Source organism: Massilia sp. UYP34, from assembly GCF_056279385.1.
In genome coordinates this window covers 109543-128305 of record NZ_JBWBRF010000009.1, presented here as the reverse complement: position 1 = coordinate 128305, position 18763 = coordinate 109543, and the positions used below count along the sequence as shown (strand labels likewise).

The following is an 18763-nucleotide window of genomic DNA, read 5'->3' as shown; positions in this document are numbered from 1 at the left end:
AGAGGACTGTATGGCGGCGCTGGGCAAGGTATATCTCGTGGGAGCCGGACCCGGCGCGGCTGACCTCATCACGGTGCGCGGCGCGCGCCTGCTGGCCCAGGCCGACGTGGTGCTGTACGACGCCCTCGTCACGCCCGAGATGCTGGAACTGTGTGCACGCGCACAGAAGATCCCGGTCGGCAAGCGCTCCGGCCAGCGCTCGACGGCGCAGTCCCTGATCAACGAACAGCTGGTCGAGTGCGCACGCAATTTCTCGCTCGTGGTGCGGTTGAAGGGCGGCGACCCGATGCTGTTCGGCCGCGCCGACGAGGAATTGCGCGCGCTGGAGGCACAGGGCATCGAGGTCGAGGTCGTCCCCGGCATCACCACCGCCGTGGCCGCCGCCGCCGCGACCAGGCAGCCGCTCACCAAGCGCGGCGTCGCGCGCAGCGTCGCCTTCTTCACGTCCAGCACCGCGCCGGACGAACCCGATCATCCGGCCCTGCCCGAAACCGACACCCTCGTCCAGTACATGGGCGGGCGCGAAGCCGCCGCCACCGCCGAGCGCCTGCTGGCCGAAGGCCGGCGTCCCGACCTGCCGGTGGTGGTGGTGGAAAACTGCAGCCGCGCCGACGAGCGCATCCTGCGCCTGACGCTGACGGACCTGGCGCGCGGCCTCGAGCCGGGCAATGGTCCGGTGCTGGTGATGATGGGCGAGGCGCTCGCCAAGCGCGAACACCAGGTCTGACTCCCCCACGGCGCGAACACGATCGCGTCCCGCATCGCCCCGGAACGGACGCGCCTCGCGGCACATGCTGCATGACGCCCGTCGCGCGGCCGACGGCCGCCGCGGGCAATCAGTCGGCGGCCGCGGCCACGCAATAATCGGTCATGGCGCGCTGCACGCCCGGGTCCTCGCCGATTGCCCCGACCACGTTCAGCTTCAGGCCGGGATGCGCGGCGCGGATGGTGTCGCACAGGGCCGGCAGATCGCGCAGCAAGTGGCCGCCCTGCCCCAGGAATACCGGCACCACGGTGATCTGCGCGATGCCGCGCGCGACCATCGCCGCCACCGTGTCCGGCAGGTTCGGCGTCATCAGTTCCAGGAAGGCCAGCGCCACCTGGGCGTGCGGCGCCTGCGCCTGCGTGGCGTCGCGCAGGCGCTCGAACGGCGCGGCCCAGCTGGCGGCGCGCGCGCCGTGGGCAAACAGGACCAGGCCGCGTTGCGTTGGATTACTCATCAGTGCCTTTCCACCCACCACAGCGCCCCGAGCGCCATCAGCAGGAACAGCAGGCTGGGCGCCACCGCCGTCAGGAAAGCCGGCAGGATGGTCAGCACGCCCAGGTGCGAAAACAGTGAATTGATGAGCAGGAAGCTCACCCCGATCATGATGCCGATGAAGATCTTGAGGCTGACGCCGCCGCTGCGCGTGTGCAGGTAGGCGAACGGCAGCGCCAGCGCCATCAGCACGAAGATCGAGAACGGGTCGACGACCTTCTTCCAGAACGCGACCTTGAAGCGTTCGGTCTCTTGCCGGTTTTCAGCCAGGTGGCGCGTATAGACGGCCAGTTCGGCGGCCGACATGCGTTCGGGGTCGGAGCGGGACACCGACAGGATCTTGGGTGTGATCTCGGAAGCGAGCACGTAGCTGTCGAGCTTGCGGGTCGAGACCGAGGCCGTTTCCTGGCCATAGGTGCTCTGGATGGTCTGCCCGTCCGGGACCTTTGATCCAGGCGCCGGCAGCTCGCGGCTATTGGTGAACATGGTCTCGGTAACGTCGGAAAGACGCCAGGTATTGTTGCCGCCATAGGTGCCGCGCGCCGCCGTGACCACCGAGCGCATGCGCATATTGTTGTCGAATTCGTAGAGGCGCACGTCTTCGAGCTGGCCGTCGGCCGCAATGCGGCGCACGTTGAAGAAGCGCGAGCCGGTGACGTTGCCGCGCACACCGTCCGCGTGCACGCTGTCCTTGGTCCACATGCCCGACCGGAATTCGGCCGACACCGAGCCGCCCTTGGCGGTCAGGCGCATGCGCTCGGCGATCGGCGCCGTGCGCGGCGTGATCAGTTCGCCGAACACGAAGGCGATCAGGACGAACACCGCGCCGATCTTGAACAGCATCATGACGGCCTGGCGGGTCGACATCGAAGAGGCGCGCATGATGGTGAATTCGGAGCTCGAGGCAAATTGCGCCATGGTATAGATGGTGCCGATCAGGGCGGCCACCGGCATCACCTGATACACATTGCCCGGCACCAGCAGCAACACGTACAACAAGGCGTGCTGCATGCCGAAGTCGTTCTTGCCGACCGACGGCAGGATGCTGGTCAGGTCCATGAAGGCGACCAGGGCCAGGAAGGCGGCCAGCACGAAGGCCACTGCCTGGATAATATTGACGGCGAAATAGCGTTGGAGGATTTTCATTCTGCGCGCGCCTCCTCGCGCCTGGCGGCAGGCGACTTCTTCAGGACGCGGCGGCGCTTGAAGGCGCTGATCAGGACCAGCGGATGATAGCGGTGGTTCACGTTCAGGCGCCACGCGAACAGCCCCACCACCACCAGCAGCGCCGTGAGGTGCAATGGCCACCAGCCCATGGCGAAGGCGAGCTTGCCCTGCTTGACGCTGGCTTCGGACAGGCGCACCAGGTTGTTATAGGTGAAGAAGATCAGCAGCGCGACGATCAGGTTGGCCGACGAACCCGCGCGCGGATTGACGAAACCGAGCGGGATCGCCAGCAGCATCAGGACAAGGCAGGTGAGCGGCGCCGCGATACGGGCCAGCAGCTCGGCCTGGGTAAACCGGTTGGGCGCGATCAGGAGCGCCGGCGTGGACAGCGCCGATACCGGCACGTCGGCGCCGATCATCGGCGCCTGGGTCGCCACGCGCATGCTGTAGCGCTCGAATTCCATGGTCTGGAAATCGGCCTGGCCCGGCACGCCCTCATAGCGGCGACCATTGCTGAGCACCAGGAACTGGCCGCCCTTGCCGTCCGATTCGATCACGCCCTGCTTGGCCACCACCACCGAGTGGCTGTCGCCGTCGACGCCGCCGACGAACACGTTCTGCACCACGGTCGAACCCTCGGCGCTGCGTTCGACGAAGAACACGCGGTCGCTCGAGCTGGACTCGCGGAACTGGCCCGGCGCCACCCGCTGCAGGTCTTCGCGCTTCTGGAAGCGCTCGACGAATTCGGCGCTCTTCATCTTGGCCCAGGGCGTGACGACGAAGGACAGCGCGCCGACCAGGGCCACCATCGGCAGGCCCAGGGTCAGCACCGGACGAATCCATCCGAGCAGGGATTGACCCGAGGCGAACCAGACCACCATCTCGGAATCGCGGTAGCTGCGCGTGATGGTCGCGACCACCGCGATGAAGGACGTCAGGATCAGGATGATCGGCAAGAGCTCGGCGCTGCGGAAGACGATCAGCGCCAGCACGTCGCCGGATGCCACCTTGCCGCCCGCGGCCCGGCCCAGGATGGCGATCAGGGTCCAGGTGACGAGGATCGAAAACAGCACCGTGAAAGTAGCGCCCGCGGCGCTCGCCAGTTCACGTTGCAGGGAACGTCGAAAGATCATTCAATAGAGTAGTTATAATTGCAGATTAGGCAGTCCGCCGCCACATATCGAAACGGAGAACCAAATGGACTTTAGCATAAAAGCATTCGACACAAAAAACACCCTGGCCGCTGCGAAATCCGGCTGCATCGCGGTTGCGGTGTACGAGAACAAGAAACTGTCGGCTGCGGCAAAGGCGCTCGATGTGAACGGCGACATCAGCGCGGCGCTCAAGTCGGGCGACATCAGCGGCAAGCCGGGTTCGACCCTGCTGCTGCGCGGCGTGGCCGGCGTGGCGGCTGCGCGCGTGCTGCTGGTCGGTCTCGGCGCCGATGAAGTCGCCAGCGAAAAAAGCTTCGCCGCCGGCGTCGGCGCCGCACTGAAGGTGTTCTCCACCCTGGGCGCGGCGGATGCCATTATCGCACTCCCGCTCGACAGCGTGAAAGAGCGCGACGCAAACTGGGCGCTGCGCGCCCTGGTGATCGGCGCCAGCGAAGTGGAATTCCGTACCGACGCGCAAAAGAGCAAGAAGGATCCAGTCATCGCCGGCGTGCGCAAGATCGTCGTCGCCGCACCAGCCGCCGGCCTGGACAAGGCAACGCTGACCCAGGCCGCGGCCATCGCCAACGGCATGAACCTGACCAAGGAGCTGGGCAACCTGTCGCCGAACGTCTGCACCCCGACCTTCCTTGCCAATACCGCGCGCAAGCTGGCCGACGACTATGGCTTCGACATCGAAGTCCTGGAACGCAAGCAGCTCGAAGCGCTCAAGATGGGCAGCTTCCTGTCGGTGGCCAAGGGCAGCGACGAGCCGCCGAAGTTCATCGTCCTCAAGCACAACGGCGGCAAGCCGAAGGATGCGCCGGTGGTCCTGGTCGGCAAGGGCATCACCTTCGACTCCGGCGGCATCTCGCTCAAGCCCGGCCCCGGCATGGACGAGATGAAATACGATATGTGCGGCGCCGGCTCGGTGCTGGGCACCTTCCGCGCCATCGGCGAGATGGGCCTGAAGCTCAACGTGGTCGCCATCGTTGCCGCCTGCGAGAACATGCCATCGGGCCGCGCCAGTAAGCCCGGCGACATCGTCACCGCGATGAACGGCACCACCATCGAGATCCTGAATACCGACGCCGAGGGCCGCCTGATCCTGTGCGACGCCCTGACCTACGCCGAGCGCTTCAAGCCGGCCGCCGTGGTCGACGTCGCGACCCTGACCGGCGCCTGCATCGTGGCCCTGGGCCACCACACCAGCGGCCTGTTCACGCGCGACGAAGCTGCCCACGACCAGCTCGCGACCGAGCTGCTGGACGCCGGCAAACAGACCGGCGACGTCGCCTGGCGCTTCCCGCTGGGCGAGGTCTACAACGACCAGCTCAAGTCGAACTTCGCCGACCTGGCCAATATCGGCACCCCGGGCGCGGCCTCGATCACCGCGGCCTGCTTCCTGGAGAACTTTACCCGCAAGTACACCTGGGCCCACCTGGACATCGCCGGCACCGCCTGGAAATCGGGCGCGAACAAGGGCGCGACCGGCCGTCCGGTGCCGCTGTTGACGACTTTCCTGATGAACCGGGTGTGACCGCGCGCGTGACTGCCGCCTGATGCGCCGCAACGAGAACAGCCCCGCATGCGGGGCTGTTCTCATTCGGTGGCTCAGAAGACCCGCGTCTCGAGCGGATTCGCCCCCGCCGTCTCGGGCGGCGGCGCGGCCGGCTGCATCACGACGGTCAGGATGGCCGGATAACCATAGCCGGCGCCCGAATGACGGTCGACGAAGTAGCCGAGCCCGGCGCTGGTGACCAGGTTGCCCATCAGGTTGCCGGTGTCGAGCCTGGCCTGGACGACTTCGGCGGCGCTGGCGGCCGCCCCCTTCTTGCAGCTGACCGACATCGGCTGGCTGCTGCGGGTGACGGTCACGCGCCCGGGCGCGATCATGTACCAGCGGCCGACGTCATTGCTGAGGATGCAACCCACCCCGCCGATCTCGCGATAGTCGAGCACGGCGCGCACCTCGAGCTGCTGCACGGGAGAATCGGACATGGTCGCGCATCCGCCCAGGGCGAGGGAGGCGAGAGCGGCGACGGCAAACGGGAGAAATGATAACGGCATGGCGAGCATCGAGAGGCAGATGCCTCATTAACGGCAGCAGCGCGCCGATACTGAAGCCCTGCGCGCTGCGCTCACGCGGGCGTCGCGTCGAGCAGGGTAAAGCGCGGCAGGGTCTTGCCGGCGACCGCTACTTCCCCGAAGAAGGCGTCGTGGGGCCGTACCCACACGACGCCATCCTGGCCGCGATAGACGACCACCGGTGTGTGATCGGCTTCCAGCACTGCTTCGCACACCAGCTCGTAGATGCCGCCCTTGTAATGGCGGTAACGCATCGGCATGCGGACGGGTCAGACCTTCTCGGTCTCGGCCTTCTTTTTCTTCAGGCCCTGGATGACCTTGAGCACGCCTTCCATGCCGGCGGTTTCGTCCAGCTCGCTGAACGCGTCCAGCACTTCGTTCAGCACGCGATTGCGCACGGCTGCCTCGTCCTGGGCGATCGCCGGCTTCTGCTCGCCGTCCTTGGCGAACTTCGACGGGGCATCGGCGGCGGCCTTGGCGCCATGCGCCAACGCTGCCTGCCAGATCACCCAACGGCGCTGGGTTTCAAAAACGAGGTATTCCTCGGGCTTGTCTTCGCGGCGGCGAACGATGTGGCCCTCACGCTGGGCCCACGCTTCAAATGCACTGCGCATTTCTGTCCTTTTTCAAATCTGCGTTCGGATTATTAACTCGTGAAACCGAATATTTCACAATAGTACCACTACCGCGTGTCGATGGCCTTGGACAACTGTGTGGTCCGGCCAAACCTGCTTCACGACACGCTAATGGTACAATGGAAGTTGCCCATACGCAATTTTAATATTACCGAAAAGCAACAAACTCACACTGCCGAGTTCATTTGTATCAAACTCCGCCCTGATCTTGTTATAACGCCGACCGGGCGGTAGAGCAATACTCTTTGGCAATCTGTTAATCAATTTTATTATCACCTGTTGCGACATCACCAAGCGCGTTGCCTGCATTTTCCCTGCGGGAATGGACGGCCAGCCGATGGAGCGTCGCAAAGTCAGTGATAATAGCTCGTTGGCAAGCAACTTGGCCGCACGACAGTATGTTACGGCCAACACTTTACCATGACACATATAGAACAATGAAAATAGTTACCTGGAATGTTAACTCGCTGAAAGTCCGACTCCCACACCTGCTGCAATGGTTGCAGGCCAATCCGGTCGACGTACTCTGCATCCAGGAGACCAAGCTCACGGATGACAAATTCCCCCTGGCCGAACTGAACGCCGCCGGCTACCAGGTCGCGTTCTCGGGCCAGAAGACCTATAACGGCGTCGCCATCCTGTCGAAGCACCCGATCGAGGACGTGGTCAGGAACAACCCGCATTACGAAGACGCCCAGCAGCGCCTGCTGGCGGCCACGATCGGGGGCGTGCGCTTCATCTGCGCCTATGTGCCGAACGGGCAGGAAGTCGGTTCCGACAAATATACGTACAAGCTGGCCTGGCTGGACGCGCTGCGCACCTGGGTGGCGGCCGAAATGGCTGCGCACGCGCAGTTCGCGATCCTGGGCGACTACAATATCGCGCCCGAAGCGCGCGACGTGCATGACCCGGCCGAATGGGAAGGCCGCATTCACTTTTCGCTGCCCGAGCGCGCGGCGCTGCAGGCGCTGATGGCGCTCGGCCTCGCGGACGCGTTCCGCCTGTTCGAGCAGCCCGAGAAGCAATACAGCTGGTGGGACTACCGCCAGATGGCGTTCCGCCGCAACCGCGGCCTGCGCATCGACCACATCCTGCTGTCCAAGTCCCTGGCCGAGCGCTGCACCGCCTGCCATATCGACCGCGAGACGCGCAAGTGGGAACAGCCGTCGGATCACGCGCCGGTGGTGGCGACGCTGGCTGACTGAATTGCTCGCTGCAGTGGGATTCAGAGGCCGGGTGAACGCGGGCAGTCATGGTCCGGTGGACCAGATGACGCGTCTTGCACCCTACCCTGCCAGCAACCCTGCCACCTGCTCCGCCGGCAGCGGCCGCGCGAACAGATAGCCCTGCGCATACTGGCAACCGAAGGAGCGCAGCAATGCGTACTGCCCTTCCGTCTCCACGCCCTCGGCCACCACCGCCAATTGCAGGCTGCCCGCCAGCGCCATCACCGCCGCCACGATGGCGCGATCCTCGGTGCTGACCTCGAGCTCGCGCACGAAGGCGCGGTCGATCTTGATCTTGCGTACCGGGAAGCGCTTCAGGTAGGCCAGGCTCGAATAGCCGGTGCCGAAATCGTCGATCGACAGGCGCATCCCCATCGCATTGATCTGCCGCAGGATGTCGAGCGTCTGGCCGCCGTGCTGCATCAGCGCGGTCTCGGTGATCTCGAACTCCACCAGGCCTGGCGCGATCCCCGTCTCGTCGACGATGGCGCGGATCGAGTCGACCAGGCCCTGGTGCTTGAACTGGCGCGCCGACAGATTGATCGCCAGCGGCACCACGTCCAGCCCCTCGCGTTGCCACTGCATGACCTGGACGCAGGCGCTGCGGATCACCCACTCGCCGACTTCCATGATCATGCCGTTTTCTTCGAGGATCGGGATGAATTCGTCCGGCCCCACCAGCACGCCGCCGCGGCGCCAGCGCAGCAGCACCTCCAGTGCGCTCGGACGGCGCGTTTCGGTGCACACGATCGGCTGAAAATACAGCACGAACTCCTCCCGCGCCAGCGCGCCGCGCAGGCTCGATTCGAGCTCGAAATGGCGCGCCGCCGCCAGGTTCATGCGCTCGGTGAAGAACTGGTAATTGTTGCGGCCGGCCGCCTTGGCCTGGTACATCGCGGCGTCGGCGTGGCGCATCAAGGTCTCGACGTCGAGCCCATCGTCCGGATACAGGCAGATCCCGATCGACGGCGAGATGTGCAGGCAGTGGCCGTCGATCTGGCACGCCTCCGACAGCGCGGCGATGATCCGGTCGGCCACCGCGGCGGCATCATCGGCGCCGGCGATGTCCGGCATCAGTACCACGAACTCGTCGCCGCCGAGGCGCGCCACCAGGTCGCGGGGCCGCACCGCGGTCACCAGGCGCAGGGCGACGTCGCGCAGCAGCTGGTCGCCGACCATGTGGCCGAGGGTGTCGTTGATGTTCTTGAAGCGGTCGAGGTCGATGAACATCAGGGCCAGCTTCACGCCCGGGTGCGGCGCGTCGCCCGAGACCACCACGCGCATCGCCGCATCGAGCCGCTCGGACAGCATGGCGCGGTTGGGCAAACCGGTCAGGCTGTCGTGGTAGGCCATGTGGTGCACGCGCGCCTCGGCCTGGCGGCGCTCGTTGATCTCTTCCTGCAGCAGGGCGTTGGCGCCGGCCAGCTCGGCGGTGCGCTCGGCCACCCGCACCTCGAGTTCGTCGCGCGCGCGCAGGATCGCGTCGGCGGCCTCGCGCTGCGCGGTGACGTCGTCCACCAGCCACACGCTCCTGCCGCCCGCCTGCGCCAGGTCGAACAGGCGTCCCGACAGGCGCGCCCAGAAGCGGCTGCCGTCGCGCCGCACCATCTCGTGCTCGGCCATATGGGCCTGGCCGAGCGCGAACTGGCGCCCGGACAGCGCGCGCGCCCTTGCCCAGCTGGCCTCGTCCGGATACAGCGCGCGCACCGCGAAGCCGTCCATGCCGCCCGGCGGCGCGCCGAACAGTTCTTCCATCTTGCGGTTGCAGTGCAGGGTGCGACCGCCCTCGACCACGGCGATGCCCAGCACCGCGTTGTCGAGGATGGCGCGGTTTTCCATCAGCGCCTCGCGCAGCGATTGCTCGTCGCTGCGCTCGCGGGTGCGGTCTTCGAGCATCCAGATCGTGCCCTTGTCGGGGTCTTTCGCATTGACCTGGTAGCCGATCATCTGGACCCAGGCCGGCGTGCCGCACTTGCGCACCAGGGTGCGCGAGGTCGTGAACGGCCGGCCCTGGGCCAGTTCCGGATAGGCCTCGGCGCCGAGCTGGCGATAGGCGGCTTCGTCCGGGTAGATCATGCGCGTGGACAGTCCGACCGGCTCGTCCTCGGCATAGCCGAACATCTGGCAGAAGGCGGGATTGGCGCGCCGGATCACGCGGTTGCGCGTGAACATGATGCCGATCGAGGCATTGGTCATGATCGCCTGCACCTCGTTCATCGCCTGGCGCGCCTCGGTCACGTCCTCGACGATCCAGATGGTGCCGGCGGCGCGGTTGCCCGGCTCGACCGCGCAGCCGCGCAGGCGCGCCCAGAAGATGGCGCCGTCGCGGCGCCGGAACTGCTGCTCGCTCTTTTCGAACAGGCCGCCCTTGGCCAGCACCGCGAACGCTTCCCGCATCAGCCCCTCGTAATCCTCGGGCGATAGGCAGACCTCGGCCGGCGCGATGCTGCCGACTTCGTCCTGCCCAAAGCCGAACATCTCGCCCAGGCGCGGGTTGAAGGAGCGGATCTGGTCGGGCTGGGTGACGGCGATGCCGACCGGCGCGTTCTCGAACACGGCGCGCTGCTCGCGCACCATGCGCCGCAGCGCGGCAAGGTCGGTCAGCGCCGCATCGGCGTCGCCGGCATCAGCAACGTCCACTAAGTGCAGGTTCGAAAATCCATCCATCGGTCGTTGCTGTCGCGGCTAGGCGCATGGTTGCATTTAGTTTCCGGCTGGAAACTAGGGCAACATGATACCCCGGAACGGCCGCCTGCTGCACTCATTGCAGCAAGAAAGCGACACCGTACGGACGCCGCCGCGGCGTTTTCAGAACGCGTCACCCGGCACGCATATCCGCCCCTCCATCAAGACCCGCGCGCTGCGGCTCATGATGGCCTTGCCGACGGTCCAGGCGCCGTCGCGCCGGACCGCCTCGGCGCCCACGCGCAGGATGCCGGACGGATGGCCGAAGCGCACCGCGCTGCGTTCGCCGCCGCCGGCCGCGAGGTTGACCAGGGTGCCGGGAACCGCCGCCGCGGCGCCGATCGCCACCGCCGCCGTCCCCATCATCGCATGGTGCAGCTTGCCCATCGAGAGCGCGCGCACCAGCAGATCGACGTCGCCCTGCGCCACCTGCTTGCCGCTGGACGAGAGGTAGCCCGCCGCTTTCGCGACGAACGCGACCTTCGGTGTGTGCTGGCGCTTGCCGGCGTCCTCGATGCGCTCGATCAGGCCCATGCGCAGCGCGCCATGGGCGCGGATGGTCTCGAACATGGCCAGCGCGCGCGCGTCGCCATTGATCGCGTCCTGCAGCTCGGTGCCGTCGTAGCCGAGCGCACTGGCCTCGACGAAGATGGTCGGGATGCCGGCATTGATCATGGTCGCGCGCAGGGTGCCGACGCCGGGCACGTCCAGTTCGTCGACCAGGTTACCGGTCGGGAACATCGCACCGGCGCTGCCCTCCTCCTCGGCCGCCGGATCCATGAATTCGAGCTGCACCTCGGCCGCCGGGAAGGTCACGCCATCGAGTTCGAAGTCGCCCGTTTCCTGGACCTGTCCATCCGTCATCGGCACATGGGCGACGATCGTCTTGCCGATATTGGCCTGCCAGATGCGCACGACCGCGATGCCGTCCCGCGGCACCCGGGCCGGGTCGACCAGGCCGTTGGCGATGGCGAAGGGCCCGACCGCGGCCGACAGGTTGCCGCAGTTGCCGCTCCAGTCGACGAAGGGCTTGTCGATCGCCACCTGGCCGAACAGGTAGTCGATGTCGTGCTCGGGACGGGCGCTGCGCTCGACGATCACGGCCTTGCTGGTGCTGGAGGTGGCGCCGCCCATGCCGTCGATCTGCTTGGCGTAGGGGTCGGGGCTGCCGATCACGCGCAGCAGCAGGGCGTCGCGCGCGGCGCCGGGCACGCGCGTCGATTCGGGCAGGTCGTCGAGCTTGAAGAACACGCCCTTGCTGGTGCCGCCGCGCATATAGGTCGCCGGGATCTTGATTTGAGGGATGTGAGGCATACGGTGTCCGTGGTGTGTTGGAGCAGGTTGGACGCGTCGGCAGCTTCGCCGCCGAGGCGTCCAATTCACGTTCGCGTCGACGCGATCTCGCGATCTCGCGATCTCCCGATCTATTATGCAGCCGCCTTCGGCGCCGACGATTCAAGGAAGTCCTGCGCGAAGCGCTGCAGCACCCCGCCCGCCTCATAGATGGCGACTTCCTCGGCCGTATCGAGGCGGCAGGTCACCGTCACCTCGCGCCGTTCTCCGTTGCTGCGATGGATCACCAGCGTCAGGTCGGCGCGCGGCGTGCGCTCGCCCGTCACGTCGAAGGTCTCGGTGCCGTCGATGCCGAGCGTGAGGCGATTCTCGCCGGGCTTGAACTCGAGCGGCAGCACGCCCATGCCGACCAGGTTGGTGCGGTGGATGCGCTCGAAGCCCTCGGCCACGATCGCTTCCACGCCCGCCAGCCGCACGCCCTTGGCCGCCCAGTCGCGCGACGAACCCTGGCCATAGTCGGCGCCGGCCACCACGATCAGCGGCTGCTTGCGTTCCATGTAATGCTCGATTGCTTCCCACATGCGGGTCACCTCGCCGGACGGCTCGATGCGCGCCAGCGAACCGGCGATCACGTTGCCCAGGCCGTCCTTCACCATCTCGTTCCTGAGCGTCGGATTGGCGAAGGTCGCGCGCTGCGCCGTCAGGTGGTCGCCGCGGTGGGTGGCGTAGGAATTGAAGTCTTCTTCGGGCAGGCCCATCTTCGCCAGGTATTCGCCGGCGGCCGAGTCGAGCAGGATCGCGTTCGACGGCGACAGGTGGTCGGTGGTGATGTTGTCGCCCAGGACCGCCAGCGGACGCATCCCGCGCAGGCTGCGCTCGCCCGCCAGCGCGCCTTCCCAGTATGGCGGACGGCGGATGTAGGTGCTGTGTGGACGCCAGTCGTACAGCGGGCTGACCGCGGCGCCATCGTCGACGACGCGCGCGAACATCGGCGTATAGACCTTGCGGAACTGGTCGGGCTTGACGCTGGCGGCGACCACGGCGTCGATTTCTTCGTCCGACGGCCACAGGTCGGCCAGGCGGATCTCTCGGCCCGTGGCGTCCAGTCCGAGCACGTCCTTCTCGATGTCGAAGCGGATCGTGCCGGCGATCGCATACGCGACCACCAGCGGGGGCGAGGCCAGGAACGCCTGCTTGGCATAGGGATGGATGCGGCCGTCGAAGTTGCGGTTGCCCGACAGGACGGCGGTCGCATACAGGTCACGCTCGATGATCTCCTGCTGGATGGTCGGGTCGAGCGCGCCGCTCATGCCGTTGCAGGTGGTGCAGGCGAACGCCACGACGCCGAAGCCCAGCTTGTCCAGCTCGGGCGTGAGGCCGGCTTCGTCCAGATAGAGGGCGACCGCCTTCGAGCCCGGCGCCAGCGAACTTTTCACCCAGGGTTTGCGCTGCAGGCCGGCGCGGTTGGCGTTGCGCGCCAACAGGCCGGCGGCGATCATGTTGCGCGGATTATTGGTGTTGGTGCAGCTGGTAATCGCCGCGATGATTACGGCGCCGTCGGGCATCAGGCCCGGTTCGGCCTGCACCCGGTTCTCGGCCGTGTGGGCGATGCCGCGCGCCGCCAGTTCCGAGGTCGGCACGCGCTTGTGCGGGTTCGACGGCCCGGCGATATTGCGCACCACGCTGGAGAGGTCGAACGACAAGGTGCGTTCGTACTGGGCAGTGGCGAGGCTGTCGGCCCACAGGCCGGCCTGTTTCGCATAGGTTTCGACCAGGTGCACGGTCGCGTCCTCGCGGCCGGTCAGGCGCAGGTACTTGATGGTCTGCTCGTCGATGTAGAACATCGCGGCGGTGGCGCCGAATTCCGGCGCCATGTTCGAGATCGTGGCGCGGTCGCCCAGGGTCAGCGCGGAGGCTCCTTCGCCATAAAACTCGAGGTAGGTCGATACGACCTTCGACTGGCGCAGGAACTCGGTCAGCGCCAGCACGGTGTCGGTGGCGGTGATGCCGGGACCGGGTTTGCCGGTCAGTTCGACGCCGACGATGTCGGGCAGGCGCATGTACGAGGCGCGGCCGAGCATCACGCTCTCGGCTTCCAGCCCGCCGACGCCGATCGCGATCACGCCCAGCGCGTCGACCATCGGCGTGTGCGAGTCGGTGCCGACCAGCGTGTCCGGATAGGCCACGCGCCCTTCCACCTGGATCACGGGCGACATGCGTTCCAGGTTGATCTGGTGCAGGATGCCATTACCGGGCGGGATCACGTCGACGTTCTGGAACGCTCGCTTGGTCCAGTCGATGAAATGGAAGCGGTCTTCGTTGCGGCGATCCTCGATCGCGCGGTTCTTGGCGAACGCGTCCGGGTCGAAGCCGCCGCATTCGACGGCCAGCGAGTGGTCGACCACCAGCTGGGTCGGCACCACCGGATTGACCAGGGCCGGGTCGCCGCCTTGCGCCGCGATGGCGTCGCGCAGGCCAGCCAGGTCGACCAGCGCGGTCTGGCCCAGGATGTCGTGGCAGACCACGCGCGCCGGATACCAGGGGAAGTCGCGCTCGCGCTTGCGTTCGATGATCTGCCCCAGCGCCTGGTTCAGGAGGGCTGGATCGCAGCGGCGCACGAGGTTCTCGGCCAGCACGCGCGAGGTGTAGGGCAAGCCGTCGTAGGCGCCGGGTTCGATGGCGTCAACCGCGGCGCGCGTGTCGAAGTATTCCAGGTCGGTGCCGGGCAGCGGTTTCAGGTGATTCGCATTCATGACAAACCTCTTTATTTGCGCTCGGCCAGCGGCACGAACGCCAGGTCTTCGGGGCCGACGTAGTTCGCGCTCGGGCGGATGATCTTGTTGTCGATGCGCTGCTCGATGACGTGGGCGGCCCAGCCCGAGGTGCGCGCGATGACGAACAGCGGCGTGAACATGGCGGTGGGCACGCCCATCATGTGGTACGACACGGCCGAGAACCAGTCCAGGTTCGGGAACATCTTCTTGACTTCCCACATGACCGATTCGAGGCGCTCGGCGATGTCGAACATCTTCATCGAGCCGGCTTCGAGCGACAGCGAGCGCGCCACTTCCTTGATCACCTTGTTGCGCGGGTCCGAGATCGTGTACACCGGGTGGCCGAAGCCGATCACGACTTCCTTGTTGGCCACGCGGTTGCGGATGTCGGCTTCGGCTTCGTCGGCGTTTTCGTACCGCTTCTGGATGTCGAGCGCCACTTCGTTGGCGCCGCCATGCTTCGGACCGCGCAGTGCGCCGATGGCGCCGGTGATGGCCGAGTGCATGTCCGAACCGGTGCCGGCGATCACGCGGGCGGTGAACGTCGACGCATTGAATTCGTGCTCGGCGTACAGGATCAGCGAGGTGTGCATCGCCTGGACCCAGGACGGGCTCGGCTTGAAGCCGTGCAGCAGGTGCAGGAAGTGGCCGCCGATCGAATCGTCGTCGGTTTCCACCTCGATGCGGCGGCCGGCGTGGCTGTAGTGGTACCAGTACAGCAGCATCGAGCCGAACGAGGCCATCAGGCGGTCGGCGATGTCGCGCGCGCCGGCGAGATTGTGGTCGTCCTTCTCGGGCAAGGCGCAGCCCAGGACCGACACGCCGGTGCGCATCACGTCCATCGGGTGGGCGCCGGCCGGCAGCGCCTCGAGCGCGCTTTTCACCGCCTGCGGCAGGCCGCGCAGCGAACGCAGCTTCGCCTTGTAGCCACGCAGCTCGGCCTCGTTCGGCAGCTTGCCGTGCACCAGCAGGTAGGCGATCTCCTCGAATTCGCAGGCGTCGGCCACGTCCAGGATGTCGTAGCCGCGGTAGTGCAGGTCATTGCCCGATTTGCCGACCGAGCACAGCGCGGTATTGCCGGCGGCGACGCCGGACAGGGCCACGGATTTCTTCGGCTTGAAGGTCGGGGTCTCGTTGCTGATGGCGCTCATGTCCTGGTCTCCTGATTACTTGGCGTTGTTCTGGGCGAACAGCGCGTCGAGCTTCTGTTCATAACGATGGTAGTCGATGCGGTCGTACAGTTCGGCGCGCGTCTGCATGGTGTCGAGCACGTTCTGCTGGGTGCCGTCGCGCCGGATCGCGCTGTACACGTTCTCGGCCGCCTTGTTCATGGCGCGGAAGGCCGACAGCGGATACAGCACCAGGCCGACGCCCGCGCCCTTGAGCTCGTCGACGGTAAACAGCGGAGTCGCGCCGAACTCGGTGATGTTGGCCAGCACCGGCACCTTGACCGCATCCGCGAACCGTTTATACATCTCGAGGCTCGTCATCGCCTCGGGGAAGATCATGTCGGCGCCGGCTTCCACGCAGGCCACGGCGCGCTCGATGGCGGCGTCCAGGCCCTCCACTGCCAGCGCATCGGTGCGCGCCATGATCACGAACTCGTCGTACGGGCGTGCGTCGGCGGCGGCCTTGATGCGGTCGACCATCTCGTCCTTGCTGACGATTTCCTTGCCCGGACGGTGGCCGCAGCGCTTGGCGCCGACCTGGTCTTCGATGTGGCAGGCGGCGGCGCCGGCCTTGGCCAGGGTGCGCACGGTACGCGCGACGTTGAAGGCCGATGCGCCAAACCCCGTGTCGACGTCGACCAGCAGCGGCAGGTCGCACACGTCGGTGATGCGGCGCACGTCGATCAGGACGTCGTCCAGGTTCGAGATCCCGAGATCGGGCAAGCCCAGCGAACCCGCCGCCACGCCGCCGCCCGACAAATAGAGCGCCTTGAAGCCGGCGCGCTTGGCCAGCAAGGCGTGGTTGGCATTGATCGCGCCAACCACTTGCAACGGGGATTCTTCCTGGATTGCCCTGCGAAATGCTGCGCCGGCGGAGATGGAGGCCATGCTGTGTCCTTTCTGGTTCAGTCGATGTCGCCACTAGATATGCAAGCGGCGTGCCAGCGACAACAGGATGGCCATTGACTGAGTTTTTACTGTGAAATCAATGACTTGACCTGCCCATCATGAAGAGAATGGCGGCCGCGCTCCGTGCCGCCTGTGCATTCGTTTCAAATTGAAACGCCGATGTGAAATTGAAACACGGGCCTTCCCGCGCTTGAGCCCCGTAAGCGCACCCATTGATTCCAGCGACCGGGCGCACAATGAAAAAGGCGGCCCGCAGGCCGCCCTCGTTACCTCATGCTGCGCTGCGTTCAGTGTCCCGACGCACCCGCCGCTCCGATACCGGTCTCGGCGCGCACTTCCTGCGCCTCGAAGCCGGCGCGGTCGATGCGGGCACGCGGACCCTTGTCGGTGATCGAGAACAGCCAGATACCGAAGAAGCCCACCGACATCGAGAAGATCGCCGGCGAAGCGTACGGGAAGATCGCTGCGCTATTGCCCAGCACGTCGACCCAGACCGACTTCGACAGCACCGTCAGCACGACCGCGGTCGTCAGGCCCAGGAACCCGCCCACGGTCGCGCCGCGGGTGGTGCAGTCTTTCCACAGCACCGACATGAACAGCACCGGGAAGTTGGCCGAGGCGGCGATCGCGAAGGCCAGCGACACCATGAAGGCGACGTTCTGCTTCTCGAACGCGATGCCGAGCAGCACGGCGATGACGCCGAGGCAGAGGGTGGTGATCTTCGACACCTTCAGCTCGTTGGCGCTGGTTGCCTGGCCCTTCTTGAACACGGTGGCGTACAGGTCGTGCGAGACCGCCGAGGCGCCCGACAGGGTCAGGCCGGCCACCACCGCCAGGATGGTCGCGAAGGCCACGGCCGAGATGAAGCCCAGGAAGACGTCGCCGCCCACGGCTTGCGCCAGGTGGACCGCTGCCATGTTGTTGCCGCCCAGCAGTGCGCCGGCAGCATCCTTGAAGGCCGGGTTGGTGCCCACCAGCACGATCGCGCCGAAGCCGATGATGAAGGTCAGGATGTAGAAGTAGCCGATCCAGGTGGTGGCCCACAGCACCGACTTGCGCGCTTCCTTGGCGCTCGGGACGGTGAAGAAGCGCATCAGGATGTGCGGCAGGCCGGCGGTGCCGAACATCAGCGCCATGCCGAACGAGATCGCGGAAATCGGATCCTTGATGAAGCTGCCCGGGCCCATGATCGCGTCGCCCTTGGCGTGCAGCTCGGTGGCGGTCTGGAACAGCAGCGACGGGCTGAAGTTATAATGGGCCAGCACCGAGAACGCCATGAACGAGGCGCCCGACAGCAGCAGCACGGCCTTGATGATCTGCACCCAGGTGGTGGCGGTCATGCCGCCGAACAGCACGTAGACCATCATCAGCATGCCGACCAGCACCACCGCGATCCAGTAGTCCAGGCCGAACAGCAGCTTGATCAGCTGGCCGGCGCCGACCATCTGCGCGATCAGGTAGAAGGCCACCACGACCAGGGTGCCGGACGCCGCGAACACGCGGATCGGCTTCTGGGCGAAGCGGTACGAGGCCACGTCGGCGAAGGTGTAGCGGCCCAGGTTGCGCAGGCGCTCGGCCATCAGGAAGGTGATGACGGGCCAGCCGACCAGGAAGCCGATCGCATAGATCAGGCCATCGAAGCCGTCCAGGAACACGGCGGCGGAAATGCCCAGGAAGGACGCGGCCGACATGAAGTCGCCCGCGATCGCGAGGCCGTTCTGGAAGCCCGTGATGCCGCCGCCGGCGGTGTAGAAGTCGGATGCCGAGCGGGTCTTGCCGGCGGCCCATTTGGTGATGTACAGGGTGCCCAGCACGAACACGCCGAACATGATGATGGCGGTCCAGTTGGTGGCTTGCTTGACGCCCTGGCCGAGGTCCGGGGCGGCCTGGGCGATGCCGGCGACGGCAAGGAGAGCCAGAGCGGCTGCGGTATGGAAGCGTTTCATCATCATGCACCCACTTTCGCTTTGATGGCGTCGCTCAGTTCGTCGTATTCGCGGTTGGCGCGGCGCACGTAGATGCCGGTGATGACGATGGTGAACACGATGACGAACAGGCCCAGGGGAATGCCCCAGGTCATGACGCCTTCACCGATGCGGGAACCCATGAACTCCTTGTTGAAGGCGACCAGCAGCGTGAAGCCGTAGTACACGATCATCATGGCCCAGGTCAGCGTCCAGCCGAACCGGGAACGGGTTTCTTTGAGCTTGAGGTAATTCGGGTCGCTCTTGACCCTTTGTACGATATCTTGGTCCACTTTTGTCTCCTGATTTTTCTGGTATTGCCTTTTCGGCTGAGACCCATCCTACGGCTGGCCCCTTACCGGATTCTTACGGCATGGAAGTAAATGACCGTTCGCTTTCAGCTCCAGCCGTTTCAAATTGAAACCTGACGCTGAAAATGCACTA

General features: G+C 66.0%; 16 protein-coding genes. 3 read left to right on the top strand and 13 right to left on the bottom strand.

Annotated features, from left to right (window positions below; all coding sequences use genetic code 11):
* The first annotated feature begins 10 nt into the window (after nt 1-10).
* The gene (gene cobA, locus ACZ9AQ_RS15580; protein ID WP_429204388.1) at nt 11-727 is read left to right on the top strand and encodes a uroporphyrinogen-III C-methyltransferase; all 717 of its coding nucleotides are present in this window, start codon (nt 11-13) and stop codon (nt 725-727) included.
* A 109-nt stretch (nt 728-836) separates the two neighbouring features.
* Here the strand turns inward: cobA and ACZ9AQ_RS15575 are convergent, their stop codons facing one another.
* Genes ACZ9AQ_RS15575 through lptF form a run of 3 tightly spaced genes read right to left on the bottom strand, consistent with a single transcriptional unit; the run spans nt 837 to nt 3558 of the window.
* Nucleotides 837-1220, bottom strand: coding sequence for a sirohydrochlorin chelatase (locus ACZ9AQ_RS15575; RefSeq protein ID WP_429204386.1), 384 nt, complete (start codon nt 1218-1220; stop codon nt 837-839).
* Nucleotides 1220-2404 carry an LPS export ABC transporter permease LptG gene (gene lptG / locus ACZ9AQ_RS15570; protein WP_429204385.1) on the bottom strand — a complete coding sequence of 395 codons (1185 nt, stop codon included), beginning with the start codon at nt 2402-2404 and terminating at the stop codon, nt 1220-1222. Before lptG ends, ACZ9AQ_RS15575 begins: the two co-directional genes overlap by 1 nt.
* Nucleotides 2401-3558, bottom strand: coding sequence for an LPS export ABC transporter permease LptF (lptF, locus tag ACZ9AQ_RS15565; protein ID WP_429204384.1), 1158 nt, complete (start codon nt 3556-3558; stop codon nt 2401-2403). The genes lptG and lptF overlap by 4 nt, the downstream gene beginning before the upstream one ends.
* 64 nt (nt 3559-3622) lie before the next feature.
* Here lptF and ACZ9AQ_RS15560 point away from each other — a divergent pair, with 64 nt between their 5' ends.
* Nucleotides 3623-5116: a leucyl aminopeptidase gene (locus ACZ9AQ_RS15560; RefSeq protein ID WP_429204383.1), complete on the top strand. Its 1494-nt coding sequence runs from the start codon at nt 3623-3625 to the stop codon at nt 5114-5116.
* 74 nt (nt 5117-5190) lie between these two features.
* On the opposite strand, the gene ACZ9AQ_RS15555 is transcribed toward ACZ9AQ_RS15560, so the two are convergent.
* From ACZ9AQ_RS15555 to ACZ9AQ_RS15545, 3 genes are all read right to left on the bottom strand, one after another.
* A complete protein-coding gene (locus ACZ9AQ_RS15555) occupies nt 5191-5577 on the bottom strand; it encodes a hypothetical protein (protein ID WP_429204382.1) in 387 nt (128 codons plus the stop codon).
* A 140-nt stretch (nt 5578-5717) separates the two neighbouring features.
* Complete coding sequence (locus tag ACZ9AQ_RS15550) at nt 5718-5918, bottom strand: DUF1653 domain-containing protein (RefSeq protein ID WP_429204453.1); 201 nt, start codon at nt 5916-5918, stop codon at nt 5718-5720.
* A 15-nt stretch (nt 5919-5933) separates the two neighbouring features.
* The gene (locus ACZ9AQ_RS15545; RefSeq protein ID WP_429204381.1) at nt 5934-6278 is read right to left on the bottom strand and encodes a phiTE_015 family protein; all 345 of its coding nucleotides are present in this window, start codon (nt 6276-6278) and stop codon (nt 5934-5936) included.
* A 458-nt stretch (nt 6279-6736) separates the two neighbouring features.
* Between ACZ9AQ_RS15545 and xth the strand changes: the two genes are divergently transcribed.
* A complete protein-coding gene (gene xth / locus ACZ9AQ_RS15540; protein ID WP_429204379.1) occupies nt 6737-7504 on the top strand; it encodes an exodeoxyribonuclease III in 768 nt (255 codons plus the stop codon).
* An 81-nt stretch (nt 7505-7585) separates the two neighbouring features.
* Here xth and ACZ9AQ_RS15535 read toward each other — a convergent pair whose 3' ends face one another.
* The 7 genes from ACZ9AQ_RS15535 to ACZ9AQ_RS15505 all read right to left on the bottom strand — a co-directional run bounded on the left by ACZ9AQ_RS15535 (nt 7586) and on the right by ACZ9AQ_RS15505 (nt 18612).
* The gene (locus ACZ9AQ_RS15535) at nt 7586-10192 is read right to left on the bottom strand and encodes a bifunctional diguanylate cyclase/phosphodiesterase (RefSeq protein ID WP_429204378.1); all 2607 of its coding nucleotides are present in this window, start codon (nt 10190-10192) and stop codon (nt 7586-7588) included.
* Nucleotides 10193-10333: 141 nt separating this feature from the next.
* Nucleotides 10334-11524: a 2-methylaconitate cis-trans isomerase PrpF gene (gene prpF / locus ACZ9AQ_RS15530; RefSeq protein ID WP_429204377.1), complete on the bottom strand. Its 1191-nt coding sequence runs from the start codon at nt 11522-11524 to the stop codon at nt 10334-10336.
* A gap of 113 nt (nt 11525-11637) precedes the next feature.
* Nucleotides 11638-14256, bottom strand: a complete 2619-nt coding sequence (acnD, locus tag ACZ9AQ_RS15525; protein ID WP_429204375.1) for a Fe/S-dependent 2-methylisocitrate dehydratase AcnD — start codon at nt 14254-14256, stop codon at nt 11638-11640.
* Nucleotides 14257-14267: 11 nt separating this feature from the next.
* Nucleotides 14268-15428 carry a bifunctional 2-methylcitrate synthase/citrate synthase gene (gene prpC / locus ACZ9AQ_RS15520; RefSeq protein ID WP_429204374.1) on the bottom strand — a complete coding sequence of 387 codons (1161 nt, stop codon included), beginning with the start codon at nt 15426-15428 and terminating at the stop codon, nt 14268-14270.
* A gap of 15 nt (nt 15429-15443) precedes the next feature.
* Nucleotides 15444-16334, bottom strand: coding sequence for a methylisocitrate lyase (prpB, locus tag ACZ9AQ_RS15515; protein WP_429204372.1), 891 nt, complete (start codon nt 16332-16334; stop codon nt 15444-15446).
* A gap of 308 nt (nt 16335-16642) precedes the next feature.
* The gene (locus ACZ9AQ_RS15510) at nt 16643-18304 is read right to left on the bottom strand and encodes a cation acetate symporter (RefSeq protein ID WP_429204452.1); all 1662 of its coding nucleotides are present in this window, start codon (nt 18302-18304) and stop codon (nt 16643-16645) included.
* Entirely contained in the window at nt 18304-18612 is a 309-nt protein-coding gene (locus tag ACZ9AQ_RS15505) for a DUF485 domain-containing protein (RefSeq protein ID WP_429204370.1), read from the bottom strand. Before ACZ9AQ_RS15505 ends, ACZ9AQ_RS15510 begins: the two co-directional genes overlap by 1 nt.
* Between the last annotated feature and the right edge of the window lie 151 nt (nt 18613-18763).